This window comes from Nocardia sp. CA-128927, assembly GCF_050955855.1.
Classification (GTDB): Bacteria; Actinomycetota; Actinomycetes; order Mycobacteriales; family Mycobacteriaceae; genus Nocardia.
In genome coordinates this window covers 1971704-1993036 of sequence record NZ_CP192087.1, presented here as the reverse complement: position 1 = coordinate 1993036, position 21333 = coordinate 1971704, and the positions used below count along the sequence as shown (strand labels likewise).

Here is a 21333-nt window from a genome sequence, read left to right as displayed (position 1 = left end):
ACGGGCTCCTGGATCGACCCGTCAACTGATTCCCGCTCACCAGCGTACTCCGCGTATCAGTCCTTCCGTGTCCACGACTCGATCGACGCCGCCGTTCTGTGGGCATCGCCGGCCAACTCCGCGTCACCAACCCCATTCATCGCCCCGCCGAAAGGACGTCTGTTATGAACCAGATTGAGCTTCTGGCCCGAGTCACCCGGCTCGTCGAGCACGAACTTTTGGGGTCTGGCTGGCCCCGGCCGTGCGCTGACTATGACGGCACCGTCGCCAGAGATGTTGGGAGCCTCTTGATGTGGAACGACCTACGCTGATGAGCGGATGTTGGCACTGGCGAGGGATCGTCGCGATCGTCGTTCTCGTGCGTGTTGGTGGCGGCTGAGGGGTTCGGTTGTCAGGTGATGTGCAGGACCGTGTCGGCGTCGGCGAGGGTTGCCTGGTCGAGGGGAAAGTAGTCGTGGTTGGTGTCGGTGCGTGTGCGGGCGGGTCCGAGTGCGGCGGGCATCGCCAGACCCCAGGTCGCGATGTGGCTGCTCAGGATTCCTTCGTAGGTGTCCGGGTCAGGATCGGGGAGGCCGAGAACCTGGCCGCGGCCGAGGCTTCCGGCGATGAACCGATACCGATTCCCGAGCAGGGAACCCACGATCGCGCCCGCACTGAACCAGGTGAGATCCATGCCGGCGAGAGTCCAGTTGCTCGGGTTTCGTTGCAGGTGCCGATTCTGGGCGAAGATGAAGGTGGCTCCCCGTGGTGTTTCGGCTTGGTGGATGTCGAGCAGGTTCTGGGCCATGACGGCGTCCCGGACGGCGAGCATCCGCGATATTCGTGCGGGTTCGTCGAGTTGCCGGTCGGCGGACTGCTTGTGATAGCGCAGCAGGCCGAGGCCTGCGGCGAGATGCGTTTGGGCAGAGACCCATTCGGCGCGTGTGGTGGCCGCGATGAGTTCCGGCGCACGGGCGTAGAGCACAGTGAGCATGTCGTCCGCGATCACCCGCAGCCGCTCGGCCGCGACCGTGGCGCCGATCGAGGCAGCGGGATCCATGATCGCCTCGGCGCGGCTCCATTGCTCGTCGTCACCGATGAGATCTGCGAGATCGATGTCGAGCTGCAGGTAGTCCCGGGCAAATTCGAGATAGCACCGCGGACTCGGCGCACTCGCCATCTCGATAGGTGTATCGAATCCGTGGAAGGACAGCCGCTGCTCTGCGGTCTCATTCGTGTTGTAGTCGCGCATCCAGGCGACCAGTTGCCGGTTGGCGTCGAGGTTTCCGAAGCCGTGGGAGAAGCCCCCATCCATCACTTCGTCGAGGGTGCCGGTTCCGTTCTGGACGAACTCGTTCACGGCGAGTGCGGCCACGCGGTCGGTCTCGAGTGCGATCGATCGGAAACCGCATTCGACCAACCGAGCGAACAATTCGTTGCGGACTTGCCCGAAAGCAGGTTCCTGATGCGTCGGTTCACCGAACGCCAGCAGGCGACATGACGCTGGGACGAAGTCTCGAATGTCTTGGCTCATGCGTCTTGATCGTATCGTTGAAGGGTCTGTTGAGAGTTTGTCGTTCCCGAACCACAGAGCGTCCCCTGAAGTCTCAAAACCGTGCTTTGAACGGGCTAGGCCGTGAGGAGGCCCAGGACCGCGCGGGCAGCGGCAGATGAGGACGTTCGTCGGCCACTCGGAAGCAATGTCGGCATGCGGGTCGGTCGAGGCCGGGTGCCGCTGACGGATGCCCGGTCCGGCTCATCATCGGCTGTCTCTCGCTACGCATCATTCAGGGCCGAAGGATGGCTTGTTCGAGCAGGCTTTGAAGAGTGCGCTGTTGCTCCGGAGCGAGTGCGGCCAGGGGTGAGCCCTGGACGAGGAGTTGAAGTAGCTGCTCACGCAACGCGCAGCCGGTGGGGGTGAGGATGAGGTGTTTAGCGCGCCGGTCGGTCGGGTGCGCCCGACGTTCGATGAGTCCCTGTTTCTCGAGTTTGTCGACGATGAAGGTGGCGTTGGATGGCTCGCAGCTCATGCGTTCGGCGAGTTCGCGCATAGTCATCGCGCCGGTCATCTCGCGCAAAGCGGTCGCCTGAGCAGTGGTGAGTCCCAGCGTGATTGCGCGCTCGCGGACATGGTCGGCTATCTGCTGTGCAAGTCCGTTCACCAGGCCGCATAGTTCGCGCTCGGCGCTTGACTGGGGCTCCGGAGTAGGCATGCGTGCAAGCCTAGCAAATCCATCAAGTCATACTATTTATAGCTTGAATAATTATAGCTTGATGCTTATCGTTGCGGTGGCGGTTCCGCCGGATGCGACCGACAGCCCGACACTGAAGTGGAGATCCACCATGGCGAACTTTGCGATCGACCAGGCCGAGCGGCTGCGGCGGCCTGGGCAGATTCGATCGATCCACCTGGGTGACACGAAAGTGTCGTTCGTCCCGGATGGCGCCATACAGGGCAGGCCTCGCAGCTGGCTGCCGGACGCCACCGACGCGATGTGGGACGCACACCAGCGATACCTCGACGACTCCGGCTACCTCGTCGCCAGCATCGGCGGGCTACTGGTCGAGAACGGCGACCGAGCATTGTTGATCGACGCAGGATTCGGTCCGCAGTCGCTGCCTGCCGAGCCGGGAAGTCCGAACGGCGCCATCCGCAGCGGTGCACTGCTGGACAACCTGGCCGTGCTCGGGCGCAGACCCGAACATATCGAGGCCGTTGCCTTCACCCACCTGCACTCTGATCACGTTGGCTGGGCCTGTCATCTCGCTCCGGACAGTGATCGGCCCGCTTTCGCCCACGCCAACTACCTTGTGGCCGAACCGGAATGGGATAGCCGCGGGCCAACGGACATCGAGATCGCAACCGCATTCGCATCGCGCCTGCGTACCGTGACCGACGGCGAAGAGGTCTTCCCCGGCGTGCGGATCCGGATCACCGCCGGTCACACACCCGGCCACGCTGAATACCGTATTTCCTCCGGGGGACAACGAGTGATCGCTTTCGGCGATGCTCTGCATTCACCTATCCAGGCCGATCACCCTGAGTGGTCGTGCATATACGACCACGACCCGGTCCGCGCGGCCGAACATCGCCACCGTCTCCTCGCCGAGCTGGAAGAGCCCGGCACAATCGGATTCGGCATCCACTTCGCCGACGCCGTTTTCGGCCGCGTCAGCCGCGACGGCTCCGGACCAGCGTGGCGACCCCTGCACATTTGATCCATCGCTTGGATGCCGAGCCACCCGCAAGTCGTTCCCTAGCATCCGCCGCTTCGGGCCACGCGGTCCGCGCCACAAGTGGACGTTTCAACGACGACGGCTCCACCCGTAGATCACTTTGGGCAGAGCCGTCAACGAGACCAGGTGCGGCGGGGAGCTGCGACTACCCAGCGGCCCTTGTTCGAACACAACGTAATCGGCATAGAAAGACGTTACGCGTCTCGGTGTGGCGTGCGGGTCGATATCCGGGACGGCGGTACGTCGGGCGGTCCGGGGATCCGTCGATAGGGTTGTGGCCATGCTGCTTTGGATCAACGGGCCCTTCGGCGGAGGAAAGACCCAGACCGCGCACGAGCTGCATCGGCGGCTTCCCGGAAGCGTCATATGCGATCCCGAACAGGTGGGGTTCGGTCTGCATCGGATGATGCCGTCGGATCTGCGTGCCGATTTCCAGAGCTACCCCAGCTGGCGGCAAGGGGTGTTCGAGGTCCTCGATCATGTGCTTGCTGAGCACGACGGGGTCGTGATCGCACCGATGACAGTGGTCGAGCCTCGATACTTCGCCGAGACAGTAGGGCGGCTGCGCGAGGCTGGGCACAAAGTTCGCCATTTCGCGTTGCTCGCCGACCGGGAAACGGTGCTGAATCGTCTCAGTGATCGTGGACTCGGTCTCGCGCCTGTCCTGCGCTGTATCGGTCAAGGCGATCTACTGCTTCGGCGAGAGCAGTTCGCCGTGGACAAGCTCGACTATTGCCTCGAGCAGCTGAGCAAACCCGAGTTCGCCGAACATATTCGGACCGACACCACCACGGTGGCGGCGGTAGCCGACCGTATCGCCGACACCGTCGGTGTGATGCTGGCACCCAACAACGACAGTCTGCTGCAAGGCAGGCTGCGCCGGATGGCTGTCACAGTCCGCCACGCCCGTTTGTGAATACCGGTCCCGCTGGAAGCGAACCATCCCCATGCGCTTACGCCCTGGGTGCGGGTTGACCATGCCAGCACACACGCACATGCCGGGTAGGCCGAGCGCATTACTGCGCCCGGCCCCCCTCAGAACCGGACGTGCACGATTTCCATGCATCCGGCTCAAGCAAGCCCTTGGCGGGCTGATGGTGTGCCGGGCTGCCGGGGGTGGCAGCGTGTGTGGATGAGACGGAGTTCGGATTGGTCCGGTGCCCGGTCCCGTAAGGTGATGGCGTTGTTGGTGATTGCCTTGCGGGTAGCCGCCAGCCACTGTTCCCATTCGGCCGGGGTTTGTGGCGGATGCTCGGCGTGCAGGAGCAACTCACCGCATCGCGGGCAGCGACCGTGCTGCGTTTGGAGCAGCCGCAGTCGGGTGCTGTCGATGGGAAGCCGTATTCCTTTGCGCCGCCGGGTTTTCCAGTAGTCGGTTAGGGCGGGATCATCGACCGATGCGGTGCCCTTGACCATCTGGTGCCGGACAATCCTGGTCCAGGCGAATTTCAGCAGGTAAGCGCCGCTGACGCGGTCACCGAACACCCACCGATCTCGCCGGGATGTGTTGAACGCACCGAAGTAGCGGCGAACGATCCACCGCGTCGGCTTGTTCGGGTGGCTGTGTTTGGCCCATTTGTAGATGAGCTTCCACAGGTAGTGATCCAGATCGTTGAATTCCTCACTGGATACCACGCTCCGGTAATAGGCGGCCCAGCCCCCGATGATGGGGTTGAGCCGTGAAATCACTGCGGCCGCATTGGATCCCCGCAGGGACCATATTTCGGTGCGCAGCCGTTCCCGGATCCGTCTCAGTGCCGCTTTGCTCGGTTTGATCAGCAGCGTGCCGCGATAGCGGCGGACGTTGAACCCGAGGAAATCGAAGCCCTCGTCGAGGTGGGCGATGCGTGTCTTGTCCTCGTTGAAGGCCAGTCCCCGTGGATTCAGCCATGCGGCAAGCTGTGCTTTGATCTGTTCGGCCTGCTGCCTGGAGTGACAGAGGGCGACCAGGTCGTCGGCATATCTGATCAGCACCGGGGAATTCCGTTGCGCCACCAATGAATTAGCATCGACACGCGCATATCGGACTCCGGCGGCCTGCTCCATTCCGTGCAGGGCCACGTTCAGCAGCACGGGGCTGACCACCCCACCTTGCGGTGTTCCCGCCTCGGTGGCAGTGAACTGCCCGTTGTCGACCACTCCGGCCCTGAGCCATCGCCGAATACTCCTGCTGGCAGGGAATCCGCCGATCTGATCGAGCAGGCTGTCGTGGTCGATGCGGTCGAACGCCGCCCTCAGGTCGGCGTCGAGCACCCACTGGCGTCCCGGGTTGGTGCCCTTGGCCACCTGGAAGATGGCCTCGATCGCGTCGTGGCAGCCGCGACCCGGCCGAAATCCATAGGATCTCGGTTCGAATCGGGCCTCCCACTCCGGTTCCAGCGCGTTGACCACCCGCGCTTGCAGCACCCGATCCACGATCACCGGAATGCCCAGTGCCCGCCGCTTCCCGTTGGCCTTGGGGATATACACCCGCTTGACCGGCCGGGCCGTCCACGGTTTCACTTGGCGGTGAACCCACCGCGTCAGTTCCACCTTCTCCGGGCCGGTCGAGATGACCTGCCCGTCGATGCCCGGGGTCTTGCGACCGGCATTGATCTCCGTCACCCGCCGCACGCTGATCAGCGTGTTCGCGCGCGAGCGGAGCATCAGCTTTTGCAGGTTGCGGACCCGTTTCCAGTTCCCTGCCTGCGTCGCCGTGAAGATCCGTTGCCGCAAACGCCGTACGTTGTTCTCGACGGCCCGCCAATCCAGCGCGGCCCAATCGAATTCGCCGTCCTCCGGTCCGTTCACCATCACAGCTCGCGCCGATCCGGTATCCAACTTGTCCGTCGGTTCCAGTGTCGTTGTCAACCAATACCTCACAGGCTCACCTGGCCCGCGTCAGCACCCTAATCAGTTCTGGGAGTGAGCTATCCGGCACACTCCTGGTAGTAGCCGGCCGGTAGGTGAGCACTTTCGCACCCTGGACTTCGAGTCCTGGAGAAAGACCGTGCCCCTGCCGGTAGGCCGGGAGAGTTGATCGCTGCTGGGATGTCGTGCCCGCCCGAATGGGCGTGAGCACTGCTTGATTAGGTCGCTGATGGTTCTCCTGCTGGCTGCTCGACGGTGATCGGCATTAGCAATTGGAGGATTGTTGCGACTGTTCGTAGGAGATGACTGGGCTGAAGACCACCACGACGTGGAGGTGATGGACACCGCCGGGCGCCGCCTGGCCAAAACGCGCGTGCCCGAGGGCGTCGCCGGAATGGCGAGACTGCACGCGATCCTCGGCGGCCTGGTCGACGACGCCGACGAGGTCGAGGTCCTGGTCGGGATCGAGACCGACCGCGGTCCCTGGGTCGGGGCGCTGGTCGCCGCCGGATACACGGTACTGGCGGTGAATCCATTGCAGGCGGCCAGGTTTCGGGACCGGCTGGGAGTCTCGGGTGCCAAAAGCGACGCTGGTGACGCTCACGTGCTGGCGGATATGGTCCGCACCCATTCCCACGAATTGCGACCTGTCGCTGGGGATTCCGCGCGAGCCGAGGCCGTGAAGGTGGTGGCCCGTGCTCACAAGACGATGATCTGGGACCGAACTCGCCACACCCAGCGGTTGCGTCACGCTCTGCGTGACTACTTCCCCGCCGCGCTGGCCGCGTTCGACGACCTCGACGCCGCCGACACCCTGGAACTGCTCGCCAAAGCACCCACCCCAGCTGCGGCGGCCCGGCTCACGATCCCCCAGATCAGTGCCGCGTTGAAGCGGGCGCGCCGCCGCAACGTCGCCGACAAAGCCACCGCTATTGCGGCCGCACTGCGCAGCGAGCAGCTCGGCCAGCCCGAGGTCGTGGCGCAGGCCTACGCAGCCTCGGTCCAGGCGCTGCTGGCGGTCCTGACTGTCCTCAACACCCAGATCAAGACGTTGCAGGGGCAGGTCGAGGCGCATTTTGGGCAGCACCCGGCCGCTGAGATCATCGCGTCCCAGCCCGGTTTGGGACAGGTCCTCGGTGCCCGGGTGCTCGCAGAGTTCGGTGACGACCCCGACCGCTACCGCAGCGCCAAAGCCCGCAAGAACTACGCGGGCACCTCCCCGATCACCCGCGCGTCGGGCAAGAAGAAGGTCGCCCTGGCCCGGTTCGTACACAACGACCGGCTCATCGACGCCCTCACCACCCAGGCGCAATCCGCGCTGATGTGGTCCCGGGGCGCCCGCGACTACTACGACCGTCAGCGAGCCCGCGGTGTCGGTCACTACGCCGCGCTACGCCAGCTCGCCAACCGACTCGTCGGGATCCTGCACGGCTGCCTCAAAACCGGAACCCTCTACAACGAGACCACAGCCTGGCCCGACCCAGCTCAGCAGTCCGCTGCTTGACATTCAAGCTCCTGGGATGTCTTTCGAGTCCGGACACATGGTCCGGTATCCGGCCGGTTATCCACCACGCACCAGCGGAGGGGCCAGTAACTACCGTCGTGGTTTCCCGTTGCCTTTCGGCCACCGGCATTCGCTTCTCGGGCCATCCCGATCCCGCTCGGGGAGTTCAGCTTTCCTCACAGTCGGCCTACCCGACACCAACATTCGATGCCCGGACCCCGTCGGGGTTACCACGTTCCACACGCGCGAGATACGACCGGGGAGGGTGCCTCCTATATCCCGGGGACGGCGGTGCTCTCCCGGTCGAGTGCCGTCCCCGACCGGCGCCTGCCGCTTCCCAACGGCCAGCCCCTACCCCCTGCCAACACTTCATCCATCGACAGGGCCCGCTTTACGAGACATCAACGAAGGTTCACGCAATTCACCCGTCCGGCCTGCCCCTGGCCCGTGGCCCCCGGATGGAACGGAGACCCTTCGGCGTTCCTCTGAGCTTCGCACCCTGCCGTTACCAGCAACGCACGTCAGAGCGGGGCCGGGCATCGAGCACGCACCCGGAACTCACACAGCCGAAACCAAGTTCGGCCCTCCTATCTGCGAGTTCACTCGCATCGTGTGACCTCGTGTCGCAACGGCACTACCGGACGTCGAGAAGCTGTGCCAGCCAACCATTTTGGACCACTGACCAACGCGCGGCATGCGGCACGTGCGGATGTATGTGAGCGTCTTTGGATCGTCCCTGTCCTTCGTGGCGGCCGTGGTGTGGTGTGGTGGTTGTGCAGCCACTGACTGGGGGTGACTGGTTCCTCCGTGTGGGGGGCGAACGGCAGTGCCAGTACGCTAAAAGCTCCATCGGGGTGAGGTTCAACAGGTTGTGACAGACGACATACGAGCGAGCGCGTTGGTGAGCATCGGGGAGTTGGCGCGCAGCACGGGGCTTGCGGTGCGAACAATCCGGTTCTATTGCGACGAGGGCATTCTGGAATCCCGCCGCAGCGCGGGCGGGCATCGGATGTTCGATGCCGACAGCGCCACCGAACGACTGCTGCTGGTCCGGCGGTTGCGCGCGCTCGGTCTCGGGCTGAGCTCGATCACCGATGTACTGCACGGAGGACGGTCCATCGCCGAGGCCATCGCCGCCGAAAGCGCGCGACTCGATATCGAATTCAGGTCGCTGGCATGGCGGCGTGCATCACTGCGAGCCGTCGAGTCGGCTACCCCGACGCAGCGGGCCGAGCGGCTCGCGTTGCTGGCCGCCGCACAAGACGGTGGTGCGGCACACGATTGCCTTGTCCAGTTCTGGCGGCGCATACTTGCGCCGGTACCTCGGTCCGACCTCGACATGTGGTTGTACTGGAACGTCCCGGAGCCACCCGCTGATCCGTCCGTCGACGAAGTTGTCGCGTATGCCGAGCTGGCCGCTCTCATCGTCGACCCTGGCATGAGCAGCACTGTGCGACAGCAATACTGGCGCAGCCAGCCGGAAATGATCCGCGACCGTCGAGGACTGTACATCGGTGTAGGCGACCTATTGACGGACGTGGTGCCACTGTTATCGGCTGGCGTACGGCCGCACGCCGGCCGCGAACTCGACCGATTCGTCAACGCCCATGCCCGCGCACGAGGCGAACGTGATTCTCTCCGATTCCGCCAGTATTTGCTGATCGACGCAACCGACACCGACCATCGGATTCATCGTTACTGGGCCCTTACAGGGCAGCTGCTAGGAACCCGCATCACCGTGGGGCCAGCCCATAACTGGATCTACGACGCACTGGCCCGCTCCACCGACGTTGCCGACGCACCCGCAGCCCAGCAGCGGCACAACGAGCAAGCACACTGAAATCGGCAGATCCGGACGTTCCAGAAGCGTTGGTGGCCGACCGGTTCGAGGCTGCCACCGACCGCTCAGAACGCGCGCTCCGCGGCATAGAAAGACGTTCGATTGATGGGACTGCCGGGCGCGACCGCGTCGGCTGATTCCTGCCCTGCCTCTAAGCCTCGTGATGCTCAGAACGCGCCGATCAATGCACCCGCATCGCTGATCGGTACGGTATGCGTCGCAACACCGTCGTCAGTGCTGACATGCAACAACAGCCCGGTCGGTTCGGCCAGATACCCGATCTGCCGATCTGCCCGCAATGTCAGCGACGTCTGCCGAAACGTGCTCGGTGCCACCGAAACCAAAGTCCCCGCGAACGGCACCGTGATCACGCGATGGACATGCCCGGTGAGCACTCTGACGACATTACGATGCCGCAAGATGACCTCACTCAGCTCGGCTCCGTCCGCCAATCGCATCCCGTCCAGAAACGGGATACCCACCGCGACCGGCGGGTGATGCAGGCACACGAACACCGGTACACCGCGCCGGGCCGTCAGTACTTGATCCAGCCACCTCAACTGCTCCTCACCCAACCGTCCACCCGGCCCGTCAGAGCTCCACGAGTCCAGCGTGACCACCACGAACGACTCGTGGTCGACGACGTAGCGAGTCTCATCTGCCTCTCCGAGAAACCCTGTCCCAGAGAACACTTCGCGCATCACAACCGGATCGTCGTGGTTTCCGACCACCAGGTGCAGGGGTAAGGGGAACCTCTCGATCAGTTCCAGCAGTTGTGCGTACGCTGCACGATGCCCGTACTCGATCAAGTCTCCGGTGATGACGACACAGTCCGGGCGCGGATCCAACGCCAGGATTCGCCCCAGTGCCAAATGCAAAGCAGCAACGGGTGCCGCGGAGAGTGCATCGGCCCGCAGGTGCGGGTCGCTCAAATGCGCTAGCAGCATCACTCGCTCCAGTGTTCGTCCCTGAGCCGAGTGCGGACGAGCGCTGTGCCAGCCATGCGTAATTGCTCTGCGCCAGAAGCACTTCGACTTTCACTCACCGTAGCGAGTGGCCGGGGCGGTGGTGACCGCAACCCGCCACCGCAGGTCACCGATGCACGGTATTCGGCTAGTACCGGACGTTCTGAGCAGCAACGGATCTGGTCCGTCCGGACACAGTGGCAAGGCACGGCACGGCGATCGGCGGGTCGCGGCATGAGCGCCACTGCTCTGGCACAAAATGATCGGGATGGACACTGAGCCCGAACCGCGGCGTCGACCCCGGACGCATCCGGACTATCAGCCCGAGCCCCGAGAGATCACCGCTGAACATCTGCGCCTCGGAGAGGAGTTCGCGGCGATCGTTTCGCCCCGATGGTCCGAAATCGCAGTGTCCGCATGTCTGCAATGGCTGATGACCAGCAACGCCACAGACGCGCGGCTCATCACTGTCGAGGACGCCCGGGTCGAGGACGAATGGACCTTCGTGGTTGTCTACCGATCTCAGTACTTCGATGGCCGCCTGGCGTTGCGAAGCTCCACCTACAACCCTCGCGACAACACGTTCTCCAGCATGTACTCCCCGGAGTTGACCAGCGCGCCGGACCCGGTGCGTTACGGCCGCGACGTCGCCGACTTCGATATCGGCGAACCGCTTGGCACGGTGGCGGATCGCCTCCGAATTGATGAAAACGGCATCCAGTGGTGGGGAAGCCCGCCGCCGACACCCACTTGAGATCCCGTCGCCCGCACAGAACGCCGACTTGCCGCGAGCGATCCGATCGCAGGACGCGAACGCCCGCTCCTCGGCAGATCCGGACGTTCGCGAGATCGACTGGGGCCTGCCGATTGCGGCCGACCGGCCGTGCGGGCCGCGGCAATACCGGACATCTGAACGCCGACATCATGTCCTCACTCTGGTGCGGCAATTTCCAGCGAGCGTGCGCGCGGTGCGTCATCCTGAGACGCATCAACTGGTCAGCGGCGTATTGTGCGAACAGGCGGAGTGACAATGTCTTTGACGATCGTTTTTCCAGTTTTCGGAACAATCTGGACTCGGGGCGGATCCGGCCGAGTTATCTGGAAGGCGACGGGAACCTCCGCTGGCGGCACGATGGAAGTCACCCTCTGCGATGCCACTGACCCCGACAATGTGCTGCCTGTGTGCGATCTTGCAGCTGGAGTTCGAACCGATCAGGGCTCCCTGAAAGTCGATGTCTTACCGACGTGGCCTCCCGCTGAGTCCTACGTAGTTCGCGCTGTCGTCGACAACGGTGTCGAAGAGCCGGTGTACAGCCCCCGCTTCTCAGTTACCTAGGAGCCGGTGTCCCCGAGTGCTTCTGAGTCGGAGGACATCGCTGCATGAAGCCCGCCCGCTCGGTCGATTAGAACGCGCGCCATGCGGCATTACCGCTCGCTCACTCGTACTGACTGAAGTCAGCCTCGATAAACGCGGCCAGAATGTCCTACGCCGATGAGAGTGCGTTCAGCGTGACCCTTGAACAAAAAGTGCCCCACCTGGGTTTACCCAGGTGGGGCACTTCATGTTCCATTACAGTCGGGGGCCTCTACGCCTCGAGCGCGGACCGGACCTTCGAGATCACCTGATCGACGGTGATGGACGAACCCTCGAACAGCACAGCCCTACCGAACTCTTTTGCGATGGCACCCGTGAACGCCTGGATGCCGCCCTTATTGCTCACGTAGGGGAACAGCGACGATTCGTCGTCGATCTCGGACGCCTTCACCTGGAATTCGTCGGCCAGAACGCGGTGCACCCGTTCCTGGACCTGCTCATACGTCAGTTGCTCAGCCATCGGACGTCCTCCCGCGCGAAAAGGGAACTGGCGGTTAGCGATTCAAACAATACCGGTCTGGGCACCTCCCACGTAGGCGATTGCCGGAAGCCAGGCGCGGCCACAATTTGTTGCGTGGCTGGGCTAGGCGGCACCGAGTACGAGGTGGACGAAGGTGCCGGACAAGCCGTAGGTGTTGACTCCGGCGTAAGGCGGGCCGGAGTAGGGCCAGTCGGTGCCGGTGCGGACTGCAGCGATGCCCAGGCCCGGCCAGTCCACTGCGGAGGTGGGGTGGTCGCAGTGCAGGGTCGCGGGAATGTGGCGATGCTGCAGTGCGAGTGCGGTTTTCATCAATCCGGCCAGTCCACCGGCGGCTTCGGGGTGGCCGATGTTGGATTTGATCGATCCGACCAGGCACGGTTGTGTGGCGGGGCGGTGGCGGCCGATCGCGGTGCCGATGGCTTGCAGTTCGAGGTGGTCACCGGACGGGGCGGCGTTGCCGTGCGCCTCGATGTAGCCGAGTAGATCGGGAGTCAGACCGGCTGTGGCGCAGGCACGTTCGATGACCTGGAGGTAGCCCTCGACCGAGGGCGCGATCACTGCCTTGGCGGTGCGGCCTTTGCTCGCTTGGGCGCTGCCGTGGATGAGCGCGTGGATCTGGTCACCGTCGCGGCGGGCGTGGGTGAGGGTTTTCAGGACGAGGACCGCGGCGCCGTCACTGCGCACGAATCCGTCGGCCTCCTCGCTGCCGAAACGGCAACGGCCCGTGCGGGACAGCATGCCGGCCGCGGCGTATCCATCGGTGTGATCGGTGCCCAGGACCAGACTGACCCCGCCCGCGAGCGCGGTGTCGCATTCACCGGTGCGCAGCGCCTGGCAGGCCAGATGTACCGCCAGCGTCCCCGACGAGCAGGCCGCATCCACTGTCGCGCATGGGCCGCGCAGGTCCCAGGCGTAACCGATGCGCCCCGAGGCCATGCTGCGGGCAGCTGCCCCGGCGATGGCGTACATATCCACGGGGCGGTCGAGGGGGCGGGTGTCCCAGTGCTCGGCGGTGCTCTGCCCCATGAAGATCCCGATGTCTTGCCCGGCGATCTGGTTGTTGTCGAGCCCGGCATCGCGCAACGCATCGCGAGCAGTGAGCAGCAACGCCTTGTGCTGGGGATCGAGTTCAGCGTTCTCGCGGTCGGTGAGGTGAAAATCGCCGGGCACGAAATCGGCGGTGCAGTCCGGTGCTTCGCCGCCGGCCAATGCGTCTGCGCTCGCGCACAGCAGTTCCCACAGCTGTCGGTGGTCGGTGGCGCCAGGAAATCGGCAGCCCATGCCGACGATCGCGATCGGTTCGCTGAGGCTCATGCACCCATCCGTTTCTCGACACGTGATCGACAGAGTGATCGTTCACACAAGATCGCTCGTAAGATAGCCGAGCTCTATCGCAATGTTGGACACCTGATGCTGGTCGGCGCGGCCGTGAACCGTATTTCCGTCTCCCGCAACAGAAAAGGTGTCCGAAATGTGCGGTATCGCAGGCTGGGTGGATCCCTGCGGCCTGGTGCGCGACGGTGAGCGAGTTGTGGCAGCCATGGCCCAGGCAGTGTCTCGTCGCGGGCCCGACGGGCACGGCACCTGGGCCGATTCCCACGTCGTACTGGCGCATCGCCGCCTCGCCGTGTTCGATCCGGACCACGGTCACCAGCCCATGATCGCCACCGACGATGCCGACCGCACGCTCGCGGCGCTGGCCTACACCGGCGAGGTGTTCAACCACGCCGAACTGCGCGGCACACTGGAGTTACGAGGCCACAAGTTCACCACCCGAACCGACACCGAGGTCGTACTGCATGCCTGCCTCGAATGGGGCCTGGACGCGGTCCACCGACTACACGGCATGTTCGCCTTCGCCTATTGGGATGTCGCCAGCCGTCGCCTGCTGCTGGTCCGCGACCGCCTCGGCATCAAACCGCTCTGCTACCAAATACACGGCAGCGGTGTGCGTTTCGGTTCCGAACCCAAGGCCCTGCTCGCCCCGGGCCCGACACCGGCGATCGACACCGACGGGCTGCGCGACTTCCTCTCGTGCGTCCGTACTCCCGGCCGCACCCTGCTCCACGGCATCCAGGAGGTGCGGCCCGGCACCGTCCTGATCATCGACCCGCGAGGCGTTCGCGAACACCGTTACTGGCAACTGGAATCCGCCCCGCACACCGACGACCTGCCCACCACCATCGACACCGTCAGCGACCTTTTGGACGGCATCACCACCAGCCACCTGCGCGCCGACGTCCCCCTCGGCGCGCTGCTATCGGGCGGCTTGGATTCCAGCGCGCTCACCGCGCTCGCCCAACGCACCCTGCGCCCGACCGGCGCCGCCCTGGCGACCTTCTCGGTCGACTTCGCCGGCAACACCACCGATTTCACCCCCGACGCGCTCCGCTCCACACCCGACGCACCCTATGTGCGCGATATGGTTGCCCACTGCGGTTTCAACCATCGCGATATCGTGCTCGACGCCACCGCCCTCACCGACCCCGCGGTGCGCAACGCGGTCGTCGCCGCTCGTGATCTCCCCGCCGCCGGCGACATGGATACCTCGCTCTACCTGTTGTTCGCCGCAGTGCGCGAACATGTCACCGTCGCGGTATCGGGTGAGTGCGCCGACGAAGTCTTCGGCGGATACTCCTGGTTCCACGACCCGCAAGCGACCACGCGGCCCGACTATCCGTGGCGGTACTTCGCGGGCCGCAGCGGCGCCTACCGAGCGTTGCTGCGCGACGACGTCACCGCCGAACTCGATCTCACCGCACACCGATGTGCCCACTACCAGCAAGCGCTCACCGAAATACCCGCGCTCCCCGGCGAATCCGCGGACGCGCGCCGCATGCGCGAGATCTTCTGGCTGCATTACACACGCTGGCTTCCGGACCTGCTCGACCGCAAGGACCGCTTGTCGATGGCCGTCGGCCTGGAAGTGCGGGTGCCATTCTGCGACCACCGCCTGGTCGAATACGCCTTCAACATCCCGTGGCACCAGCAGACTTTCGACGGCCGCGAGAAGTCGCTGCTGCGCGCCGCTGTCACCGGATTGCTGCCGCCCAGCGTCAGCGGCCGCACGAAGGCTCCCTACCCGATCACCCACGACCCCGCTTACGATCGCGCCCTGCGCGAACAAGCCGCCGACCTACTCGCTCAACCCGCGGCCCCGGTCTGGGACTACCTCGACCGCAACCGCTTACGCGAGCGCCTGCGACGACCGCTCGATGATCGAGCCACCCGCTCCGGCATCGACTTCACCCTCAACTTCGACATCTGGCTCCGCCACCTGGCGACCCCCACACATCTCAGCCAACCACTGGAATCCACCGGTTCGTCGATGCTGTAGGAGCCGCTCGATTCCGCTTGCGACCGGCACCACCCCGCAGTCGAATCCCCTCCCTCAGCAAACCTTTCGACAACACCACACACGCCGAACCAAAACCCCACACCGACAACCCAAACCAGTCCACTCGCCCAGCAACAACCCCAGTCGCCACGAAACGCGTTACAGCACAACAAGATAAAGCAGAAACCTCATCCGTCGCGAAGCTCGTGCTACGCTCTAGCGACGTTAAATAACAGCTCTCAAATACGCGGCCACGTCATCAGTGTCGCGGGGACGGGCTTGAGTCCCCTCTCGCGCACAACTTTGCGTCATCCGTGTCGGGTTCGGGGGTGCAAGAACCCCCCGAACCCGACACATGCGCCCCCACCAGGGATCTTCCCGCCATCGAAGCCAGCTGCCGGGTTCGGGACACCGCGAACACGCGCCTGCGGCACACGCGAGAAGTTTGCTCGGCCCGGTCAGGAACCTGTCGAGTACCCGACCGTCTGGCCTCTTCGAGATAACAGGATGGTCGCTGGTCCAACACCGACGAAGGCCGGACGTGTCGGCGTGTCTCATCAAGCACGTTTTCCCGAACGCATGCGAAGCCAGCAACCAAGGTGTAATGGCCTGATAACCGCTTCTACCGCGAAGCGAAGCCGGTCAAACACCCCCGAACCGGACACCGCAACGCAGCAGCTAGCCCTCCCTCGGCCCGAGGAGCGGAATCACCGGCTACGTGTCCCGAGGAGCGTTCGCGCTCCTTGTGCCGTGGCTACCTGTTGTGCGACGTGATCGGGGCCAGTCAGTGAATATGCCCGGACGTAGGTGGTCGGCTTGCTGACACCTTGTCGCTCAGGATTGGCGCGCCCCTGTAGCCGTTACCGTTGCCCGAGTTAGTCGACACTGTTACGTACTCGTCGAGGGGTGAGGCGATCACTCCAGGTCGCCATCGTGTTGGCATCGGACAATCGGGTCGCTATCCGCATCGCCGGTGGCGCGATCGAGGAAAGTACATACGCGAACCACGACTCGATGGTCACCGGTCGTACTGCGGTATTGCGACGTACTGAGGCCGTGACCGCTTTGGCGACCGAGTCTGCGCTGTGTCCCGGTACAAGGTCGAGCATTCTCGCTAATCCGGTCACCTTGCTGCGCTGGCGAGTGTGCTCCTCGGCGTCGAAACCGAAGACCTCGGCATTGTTGAAGATGTTGGTGCTGATGCCGCCGGGGCAGATTGCGGTGACACCGATACCGTGGCCGGCCAGCTCGCCGCGCAAGCAGGCACTGAACATCTTCACCGCCGCCTTGCTCGTGCAATAGATATTGAGCAGCGCGAGCGGTGTATACGCCGCTCCGGAGGCAATATTCACGATATGGCCCCCTTCGCCGCGAGCAACCATCTGCTTGCCGAACAGTCGGGAGCCGTGGATCACCCCTCTCAGATTGACCGACAGCAGCCGATCGATGTCGGCCGGGGCCTGATCCAGAAAAGTCCCGGCCGCACCGAAACCGGCATTGTTGACCAGCACGTCGGCGACGCCATGCGCAGCAAGGACAGCCTCGGCGAACTCTTCCAGGGCGGCCACGTCTGCGACATCTACTCGATACGGATAGGCGACACCACCTGCATCCGCTATCAGCTTCACGGTCTCTTCCGCGGTGTCCTGGTTGATGTCGGCGACGACAACACGGGAACCGCCTGCGGCGAACCGCAGGCTCGTAGCCCGGCCGATGCCACTACCGGCACCGGTGACAACCACGAGTTCGGGTTGATCGGCTCCGGCCTGGAAGACGTGAATCGCCTTGTCCCAGATTTGCACGGTGCAGGGCACGCCTGCTTCGGCGCAGCGTCGAGCGAGTTGCTCGGTGTCGGGTAGCAGCACCTCCTGGGCGCCGACCTGGATGAAAACCGGTGGCATTCCGGTGAAATCATGATTCACCGGAGACCACGACAGGTCCAGTTCGCCGTCGTGGGCAAAGCCGACCAGCGCAGGCACCGATATCGAGAACGCCGACAGCAGAGCATCTTTCGCATCGTTCGGGTGAGTACGGCGCACGGTAGGGTCGAGGTCGGCGAACGGTGCGATGGTCGCGATGCCGCCGGGCAGCGGCAGGCCTTGCTCACCGGCCGCGAGAACGGTAGCGAATGACAGACCGCCGCCGGCGGAATCGCCTGCCACGACGATCCTTTCGGGCGCGAAACCTCGGTCAAGCAGGTGGCGGTAGGCGGTGAGGCCATCCTGAATCGTCTCAGTGATGTGCACCTTTGGCAGTTGCCGGTAGGCGACGTTGAGCAACGGCACACCGCTGGCCCTCGCGATCCGTGCCGCCAACCGTCGATGACTGTGCAGGCCACCGAACACGAACCCGCCACCGTGGAAGTACAGGATCACACCCTGCTCGATGTCGTCCGGCCCTTTGATCCCCTTGTGCCACAACCATTCCGCACGGAAATCTGGAAACAGCTGGGCCCGTCGTACGGTGCCGTGGGGTGCTACCAGTGGCGCGATGACCAATTCCGCCCAGTTGGCGATCCGGAAGGCGGGAGCACCACGCAGCGGCCCCCGCTGAGCAATCTTGGCAACTGTGTCGAGGGCTGGTCGCAGTGTTGCCTTCGATATCGCGTGCGACACCCGTGCGGTGAGACCGGCGCGGTTCATCAGTTCGATGGTGACGAGCGCGGAGTCGGTAGCTCCGGCAACTGCGGGGCTGCTCATGCCGATATCCTCGATTCAGCCATAGCTTCGTAGCTGTAGTCGTCGAGCGGGAACTTGCGGTTGCCGCGGCGGGCTTCGAAGAATCCAGAGGGACGCACGTAGGTGGTGTCTCCCTGGGAGTTCCGGTAGTAGGTCGGCACGTGCGCGTTCAACTCGGTCAGGTAGTAGCGCAGCAGTTCGCCCCGCTCGTAGAGCGCCTCGTGATAGGCATCCGCGGCTTCCTTGCGGATCTCACAGACCACCGCGCCGCGGCGTCGTGTCTCGGTGATCGCGCGTACGGCGTGATCGCTGGTCATCTCGACAAACGCATGCCAGCCGCTACCGGTCCACGAGTACGGGCCGCACAGCGTCCATCTGTTCGGCAGGTTCGGCACCGAAACACTCTCGTACGCCTGCAGTCCGTGCTCGTTGTAGAACTTCGCGAGGTCGAATCCGCCACGCCCCACAATGGTTCCGGGCCGGTAGGTCTCCGGATCGGAGAACACTTCGTACCCGGTGGCCAGAATGAGCACGTCCAGCTTGTGCTGCGTGCTGTCGCGGGTTTTGACGCCGGTCGGGGTGATCTTCTCGATCGGTTCGGTCACCAGCGACACGTTGTCGCGGTTGTAGGCCTTGATGTAGCCGTTGGACATCGTCGGACGTTTGGCGGCGATACCGAAGTTGGGCGTCAGCTTCTCTCGCGTATCCGACTCTGTGACAACACGATTCAGATAGCGTCGGTAGGCGGCGATGCAAACGGCGTCGAATCGGTCCATGGCCGGTCGCATGGCGCCGCGTGGCCCTTTGACGATCGCGCGCAGCACGAGATCGATCACGACCAGTGCGCTGCCGTGCAGTGCGGGCTGTACCCCTGGTACGGCCAGCACCTTCTGCAGAGCGGGTGGTATCCGGAAGTCGGGCTTGGGGATCGACCAGACCGGGGTGCGTTGGAAGACGGTGAGATACCCGACCTGCGGTGCGATGGTGGGGATGATCTGCACCGCACTGGCTCCGGTGCCGATGATGCCGACGCTCTTGCCGGTCAAATCGTAGTCGTGATCCCAGTCGGCAGGCCGCTGCACTTTGCCTTTGAACGACTTCGCGCCGGGGATACCCACGTCCGTTTTGGGCCGCACGAACGCGCCGACGGCACTGATGACGAACCGTGCGGTGACGATGGTGCCGTCGGCGGTGTGCAGCTTCCACAAGCGGGCATCGTCGTCCCACTGCTCGCGCTCGACGTTGGTGTCGAACCGGATATGCGGGTACAGCCCGAAGCGCCGAGCGACGTCGGCGTGGTACTTCTTCACTTCGGCGCCGAGCGGAAAGGCTCTGCTCCAGTTGGAGTTTCGCGCGAAGGAGTATTGGTAGGCCACCGCGGGGATATCGACACCGATGCCGGGGTAGTGATTCTCGTGCCAGCTGCCGCCCACGTCGTCGGCGCGTTCGAGGATAACGAAGTTCTCGATCCCGGCCTTGCGGAGTTTCACTCCTGCGGCGATGCCACCGGGACCCGCTCCGATAACGGCGACTTCGTACTGGGGAACGACATTCATGCGGTCCTGCTCTCGGTCAGCTGGGCCGGCGTACGGGTGAACCGGTAGTCCGACAGCGGGAAATGTTTGTTCCACCAACGCATCTCGACGGTGGTGGTGGGCCGGAACGCGGCCGCGTCGCCTTGATGGTTGAGGTAGTAGGTGTTGGATCCGTGGCACGCGGGCGTCATGATCGGGGTGCGCGCGACACGTTCGAGCATCTGCGCGAAATAACGGTCGTGCGGCTCTTGTCGTACCTCGGCGCGGGTCGCGCCGCGGCGCAGGCTTTCGGTGATGACCCGGATGGTGTGTTTGGTGGTCGACTCGATCAGGACGAGATAGGAGCCAGGGGCATAGGCGTACGGTCCGATGGTCAGGAACAGGTTCGGGAACTTCGGCACCGTGACGCCCTGGTAGGCCTGGTATCGGTGCTGTTCCCAGTACTCGTTGAGATCGATTCCGTCCCGGCCGCGCGTCGAGAACGGTGGGGTGCTGCCCTTGGCCATGACCTTGAATCCGGTGGCGCACACCAGCACATCGATCGCGCGCTCGGTCCCGTCATCGGTGACGACCGCGTCCGGGGTGATCTTCTCGATCGGCTCGGTCACCAGATTCACGTGCGGCAGGTTGTAGGTCTTGAAGTACTCGTTGTGCATCGACGGCCGCTTGCAACCGAGCAGGTACTTCGGGGTCAGCTTTTCCCGCGTCCGCTTGTCCTCGACCTGGGTGCGCATCCACAGCTTCAGCAACGCTTCGGCCCCTCTGATCAGCGGCATCATCCGCCGACCTGCCAGCATTCCCGCGCCGACACCCAATTCGACACCGGCCATCCCGGCCGCGCGCAACGGATACCGCAGCACCCGGTTGCCTAGCACGAACCGGGTGAGCGGTCCCGGCGCGAAATCCGGCTTCGGCGCGACCCAGATCGGCGTGCGCTGAAACACCGTCAGGTGTGCGGAGACCTTGGCGATCTCCGGGATCAGTTGCAGCGCACTGGCACCGGTGCCGATCACCGCGACCCGCTTACCCGCCAGATCCACACTGTGGTCCCACTTCGCGGTATGCAGCACGGTCCCGGCGAAGCTGTCGACTCCAGGGATGTCGGGCAGATTGGGCACCTCGAGCCCACCCACACCTGCGATGACGAAACGCGCCGTGATCTCACCGCTGTCGGTGGTGGCGCGCCAGAGGTCGGCGGCTTCGTCGAAGCGGGCCCCCGTGATCCGGGTGTTCAGCCGCAGCTTGGGACGTAACCCGTGCGCGTCGACGATTTCCTCGGCATAGCGCTGCAACTCGGCACCGGGGGCGAACAGTCGTGACCAGTCGCCCTTCTGCGCATAGGAGAAGCTGTAGATGAACGACGGGATATCCACTGCGACACCGGGATAGCGGTTGGCGTTCCAGGTGCCGCCCACTTTGTCCCACTTGTCGATGATGACGAAGTTTTCGATGCCTGCCTTGCGTAACTGGACGCCGGCATTGATGCCTCCGAAGCCCGCGCCGAGGACCGCGACCTCGAAATCCGGGGTGGTGGTGGAAGTCATTGCCGTTC

Annotated in this window: 16 protein-coding genes; 7 read left to right on the top strand and 9 right to left on the bottom strand. The window is 64.2% G+C overall.

The genetic code is table 11. From position 1 onward, the window contains the following. Window positions 1-391 precede the first annotated feature (391 nt). A complete protein-coding gene (locus ACQPW1_RS09410) occupies window positions 392-1513 on the bottom strand; it encodes an erythromycin esterase family protein (RefSeq protein ID WP_433662344.1) in 1122 nt (373 codons plus the stop codon). 253 nt (window positions 1514-1766) lie between these two features. After that, window positions 1767-2192 carry a MarR family winged helix-turn-helix transcriptional regulator gene (locus ACQPW1_RS09405; RefSeq protein ID WP_433662343.1) on the bottom strand — a complete coding sequence of 142 codons (426 nt, stop codon included), beginning with the start codon at window positions 2190-2192 and terminating at the stop codon, window positions 1767-1769. 130 nt (window positions 2193-2322) lie between these two features. Between ACQPW1_RS09405 and ACQPW1_RS09400 the strand changes: the two genes are divergently transcribed. Both ACQPW1_RS09400 and ACQPW1_RS09395 read left to right on the top strand, forming a co-directional pair. Further along, complete coding sequence (locus ACQPW1_RS09400; protein ID WP_433662342.1) at window positions 2323-3198, top strand: MBL fold metallo-hydrolase; 876 nt, start codon at window positions 2323-2325, stop codon at window positions 3196-3198. 298 nt (window positions 3199-3496) lie between these two features. Next, window positions 3497-4132: an AAA family ATPase gene (locus tag ACQPW1_RS09395; protein ID WP_433662341.1), complete on the top strand. Its 636-nt coding sequence runs from the start codon at window positions 3497-3499 to the stop codon at window positions 4130-4132. A 155-nt stretch (window positions 4133-4287) separates the two neighbouring features. Here the strand turns inward: ACQPW1_RS09395 and ltrA are convergent, their stop codons facing one another. Then, complete coding sequence (ltrA, locus tag ACQPW1_RS09390) at window positions 4288-6066, bottom strand: group II intron reverse transcriptase/maturase (RefSeq protein ID WP_433662340.1); 1779 nt, start codon at window positions 6064-6066, stop codon at window positions 4288-4290. Window positions 6067-6346: 280 nt separating this feature from the next. On the opposite strand from ltrA, the gene ACQPW1_RS09385 reads away from it, so the two are divergent. Together ACQPW1_RS09385 and ACQPW1_RS09380 are read left to right on the top strand one after the other, a co-directional pair. Then, a complete protein-coding gene (locus ACQPW1_RS09385; RefSeq protein WP_433654210.1) occupies window positions 6347-7570 on the top strand; it encodes an IS110 family transposase in 1224 nt (407 codons plus the stop codon). 871 nt (window positions 7571-8441) lie between these two features. Next, a complete protein-coding gene (locus tag ACQPW1_RS09380) occupies window positions 8442-9410 on the top strand; it encodes a MerR family transcriptional regulator (protein WP_433662339.1) in 969 nt (322 codons plus the stop codon). A gap of 167 nt (window positions 9411-9577) precedes the next feature. On the opposite strand, the gene ACQPW1_RS09375 is transcribed toward ACQPW1_RS09380, so the two are convergent. Beyond that, on the bottom strand, window positions 9578-10357 hold the full coding sequence (locus tag ACQPW1_RS09375; RefSeq protein WP_433662338.1) for a phosphodiesterase: 780 nt from the start codon (window positions 10355-10357) through the stop codon (window positions 9578-9580). A gap of 286 nt (window positions 10358-10643) precedes the next feature. Here ACQPW1_RS09375 and ACQPW1_RS09370 point away from each other — a divergent pair, with 286 nt between their 5' ends. Both ACQPW1_RS09370 and ACQPW1_RS09365 read left to right on the top strand, forming a co-directional pair. After that, window positions 10644-11129, top strand: a complete 486-nt coding sequence (locus ACQPW1_RS09370) for a hypothetical protein (protein ID WP_433662337.1) — start codon at window positions 10644-10646, stop codon at window positions 11127-11129. A 276-nt stretch (window positions 11130-11405) separates the two neighbouring features. Continuing rightward, the gene (locus ACQPW1_RS09365; RefSeq protein WP_433662336.1) at window positions 11406-11711 is read left to right on the top strand and encodes a Ser-Thr-rich GPI-anchored membrane family protein; all 306 of its coding nucleotides are present in this window, start codon (window positions 11406-11408) and stop codon (window positions 11709-11711) included. A gap of 250 nt (window positions 11712-11961) precedes the next feature. On the opposite strand, the gene ACQPW1_RS09360 is transcribed toward ACQPW1_RS09365, so the two are convergent. Together ACQPW1_RS09360 and ACQPW1_RS09355 are read right to left on the bottom strand one after the other, a co-directional pair. Then, window positions 11962-12210 (bottom strand): hypothetical protein, encoded by a 249-nt coding sequence (locus ACQPW1_RS09360; RefSeq protein WP_433662335.1) that lies wholly within the window; start codon window positions 12208-12210, stop codon window positions 11962-11964. Between the two features lie 123 nt (window positions 12211-12333). After that, on the bottom strand, window positions 12334-13545 hold the full coding sequence (locus ACQPW1_RS09355) for a polyketide synthase (RefSeq protein ID WP_433662334.1): 1212 nt from the start codon (window positions 13543-13545) through the stop codon (window positions 12334-12336). Between the two features lie 157 nt (window positions 13546-13702). Between ACQPW1_RS09355 and asnB the strand changes: the two genes are divergently transcribed. Then, window positions 13703-15568, top strand: a complete 1866-nt coding sequence (gene asnB / locus ACQPW1_RS09350) for an asparagine synthase (glutamine-hydrolyzing) (RefSeq protein ID WP_433662333.1) — start codon at window positions 13703-13705, stop codon at window positions 15566-15568. An 875-nt stretch (window positions 15569-16443) separates the two neighbouring features. Here asnB and ACQPW1_RS09345 read toward each other — a convergent pair. The 3 genes from ACQPW1_RS09345 to ACQPW1_RS09335 are packed head-to-tail and all read right to left on the bottom strand — an operon-like array spanning window position 16444 to window position 21325. Beyond that, the gene (locus ACQPW1_RS09345; protein WP_433662332.1) at window positions 16444-18267 is read right to left on the bottom strand and encodes an SDR family NAD(P)-dependent oxidoreductase; all 1824 of its coding nucleotides are present in this window, start codon (window positions 18265-18267) and stop codon (window positions 16444-16446) included. Beyond that, window positions 18264-19802, bottom strand: coding sequence for a flavin-containing monooxygenase (locus ACQPW1_RS09340; protein WP_433662331.1), 1539 nt, complete (start codon window positions 19800-19802; stop codon window positions 18264-18266). The genes ACQPW1_RS09345 and ACQPW1_RS09340 overlap by 4 nt, the downstream gene beginning before the upstream one ends. Beyond that, window positions 19799-21325, bottom strand: a complete 1527-nt coding sequence (locus tag ACQPW1_RS09335; protein ID WP_433662330.1) for a flavin-containing monooxygenase — start codon at window positions 21323-21325, stop codon at window positions 19799-19801. Before ACQPW1_RS09335 ends, ACQPW1_RS09340 begins: the two co-directional genes overlap by 4 nt. Window positions 21326-21333 lie beyond the last annotated feature (8 nt).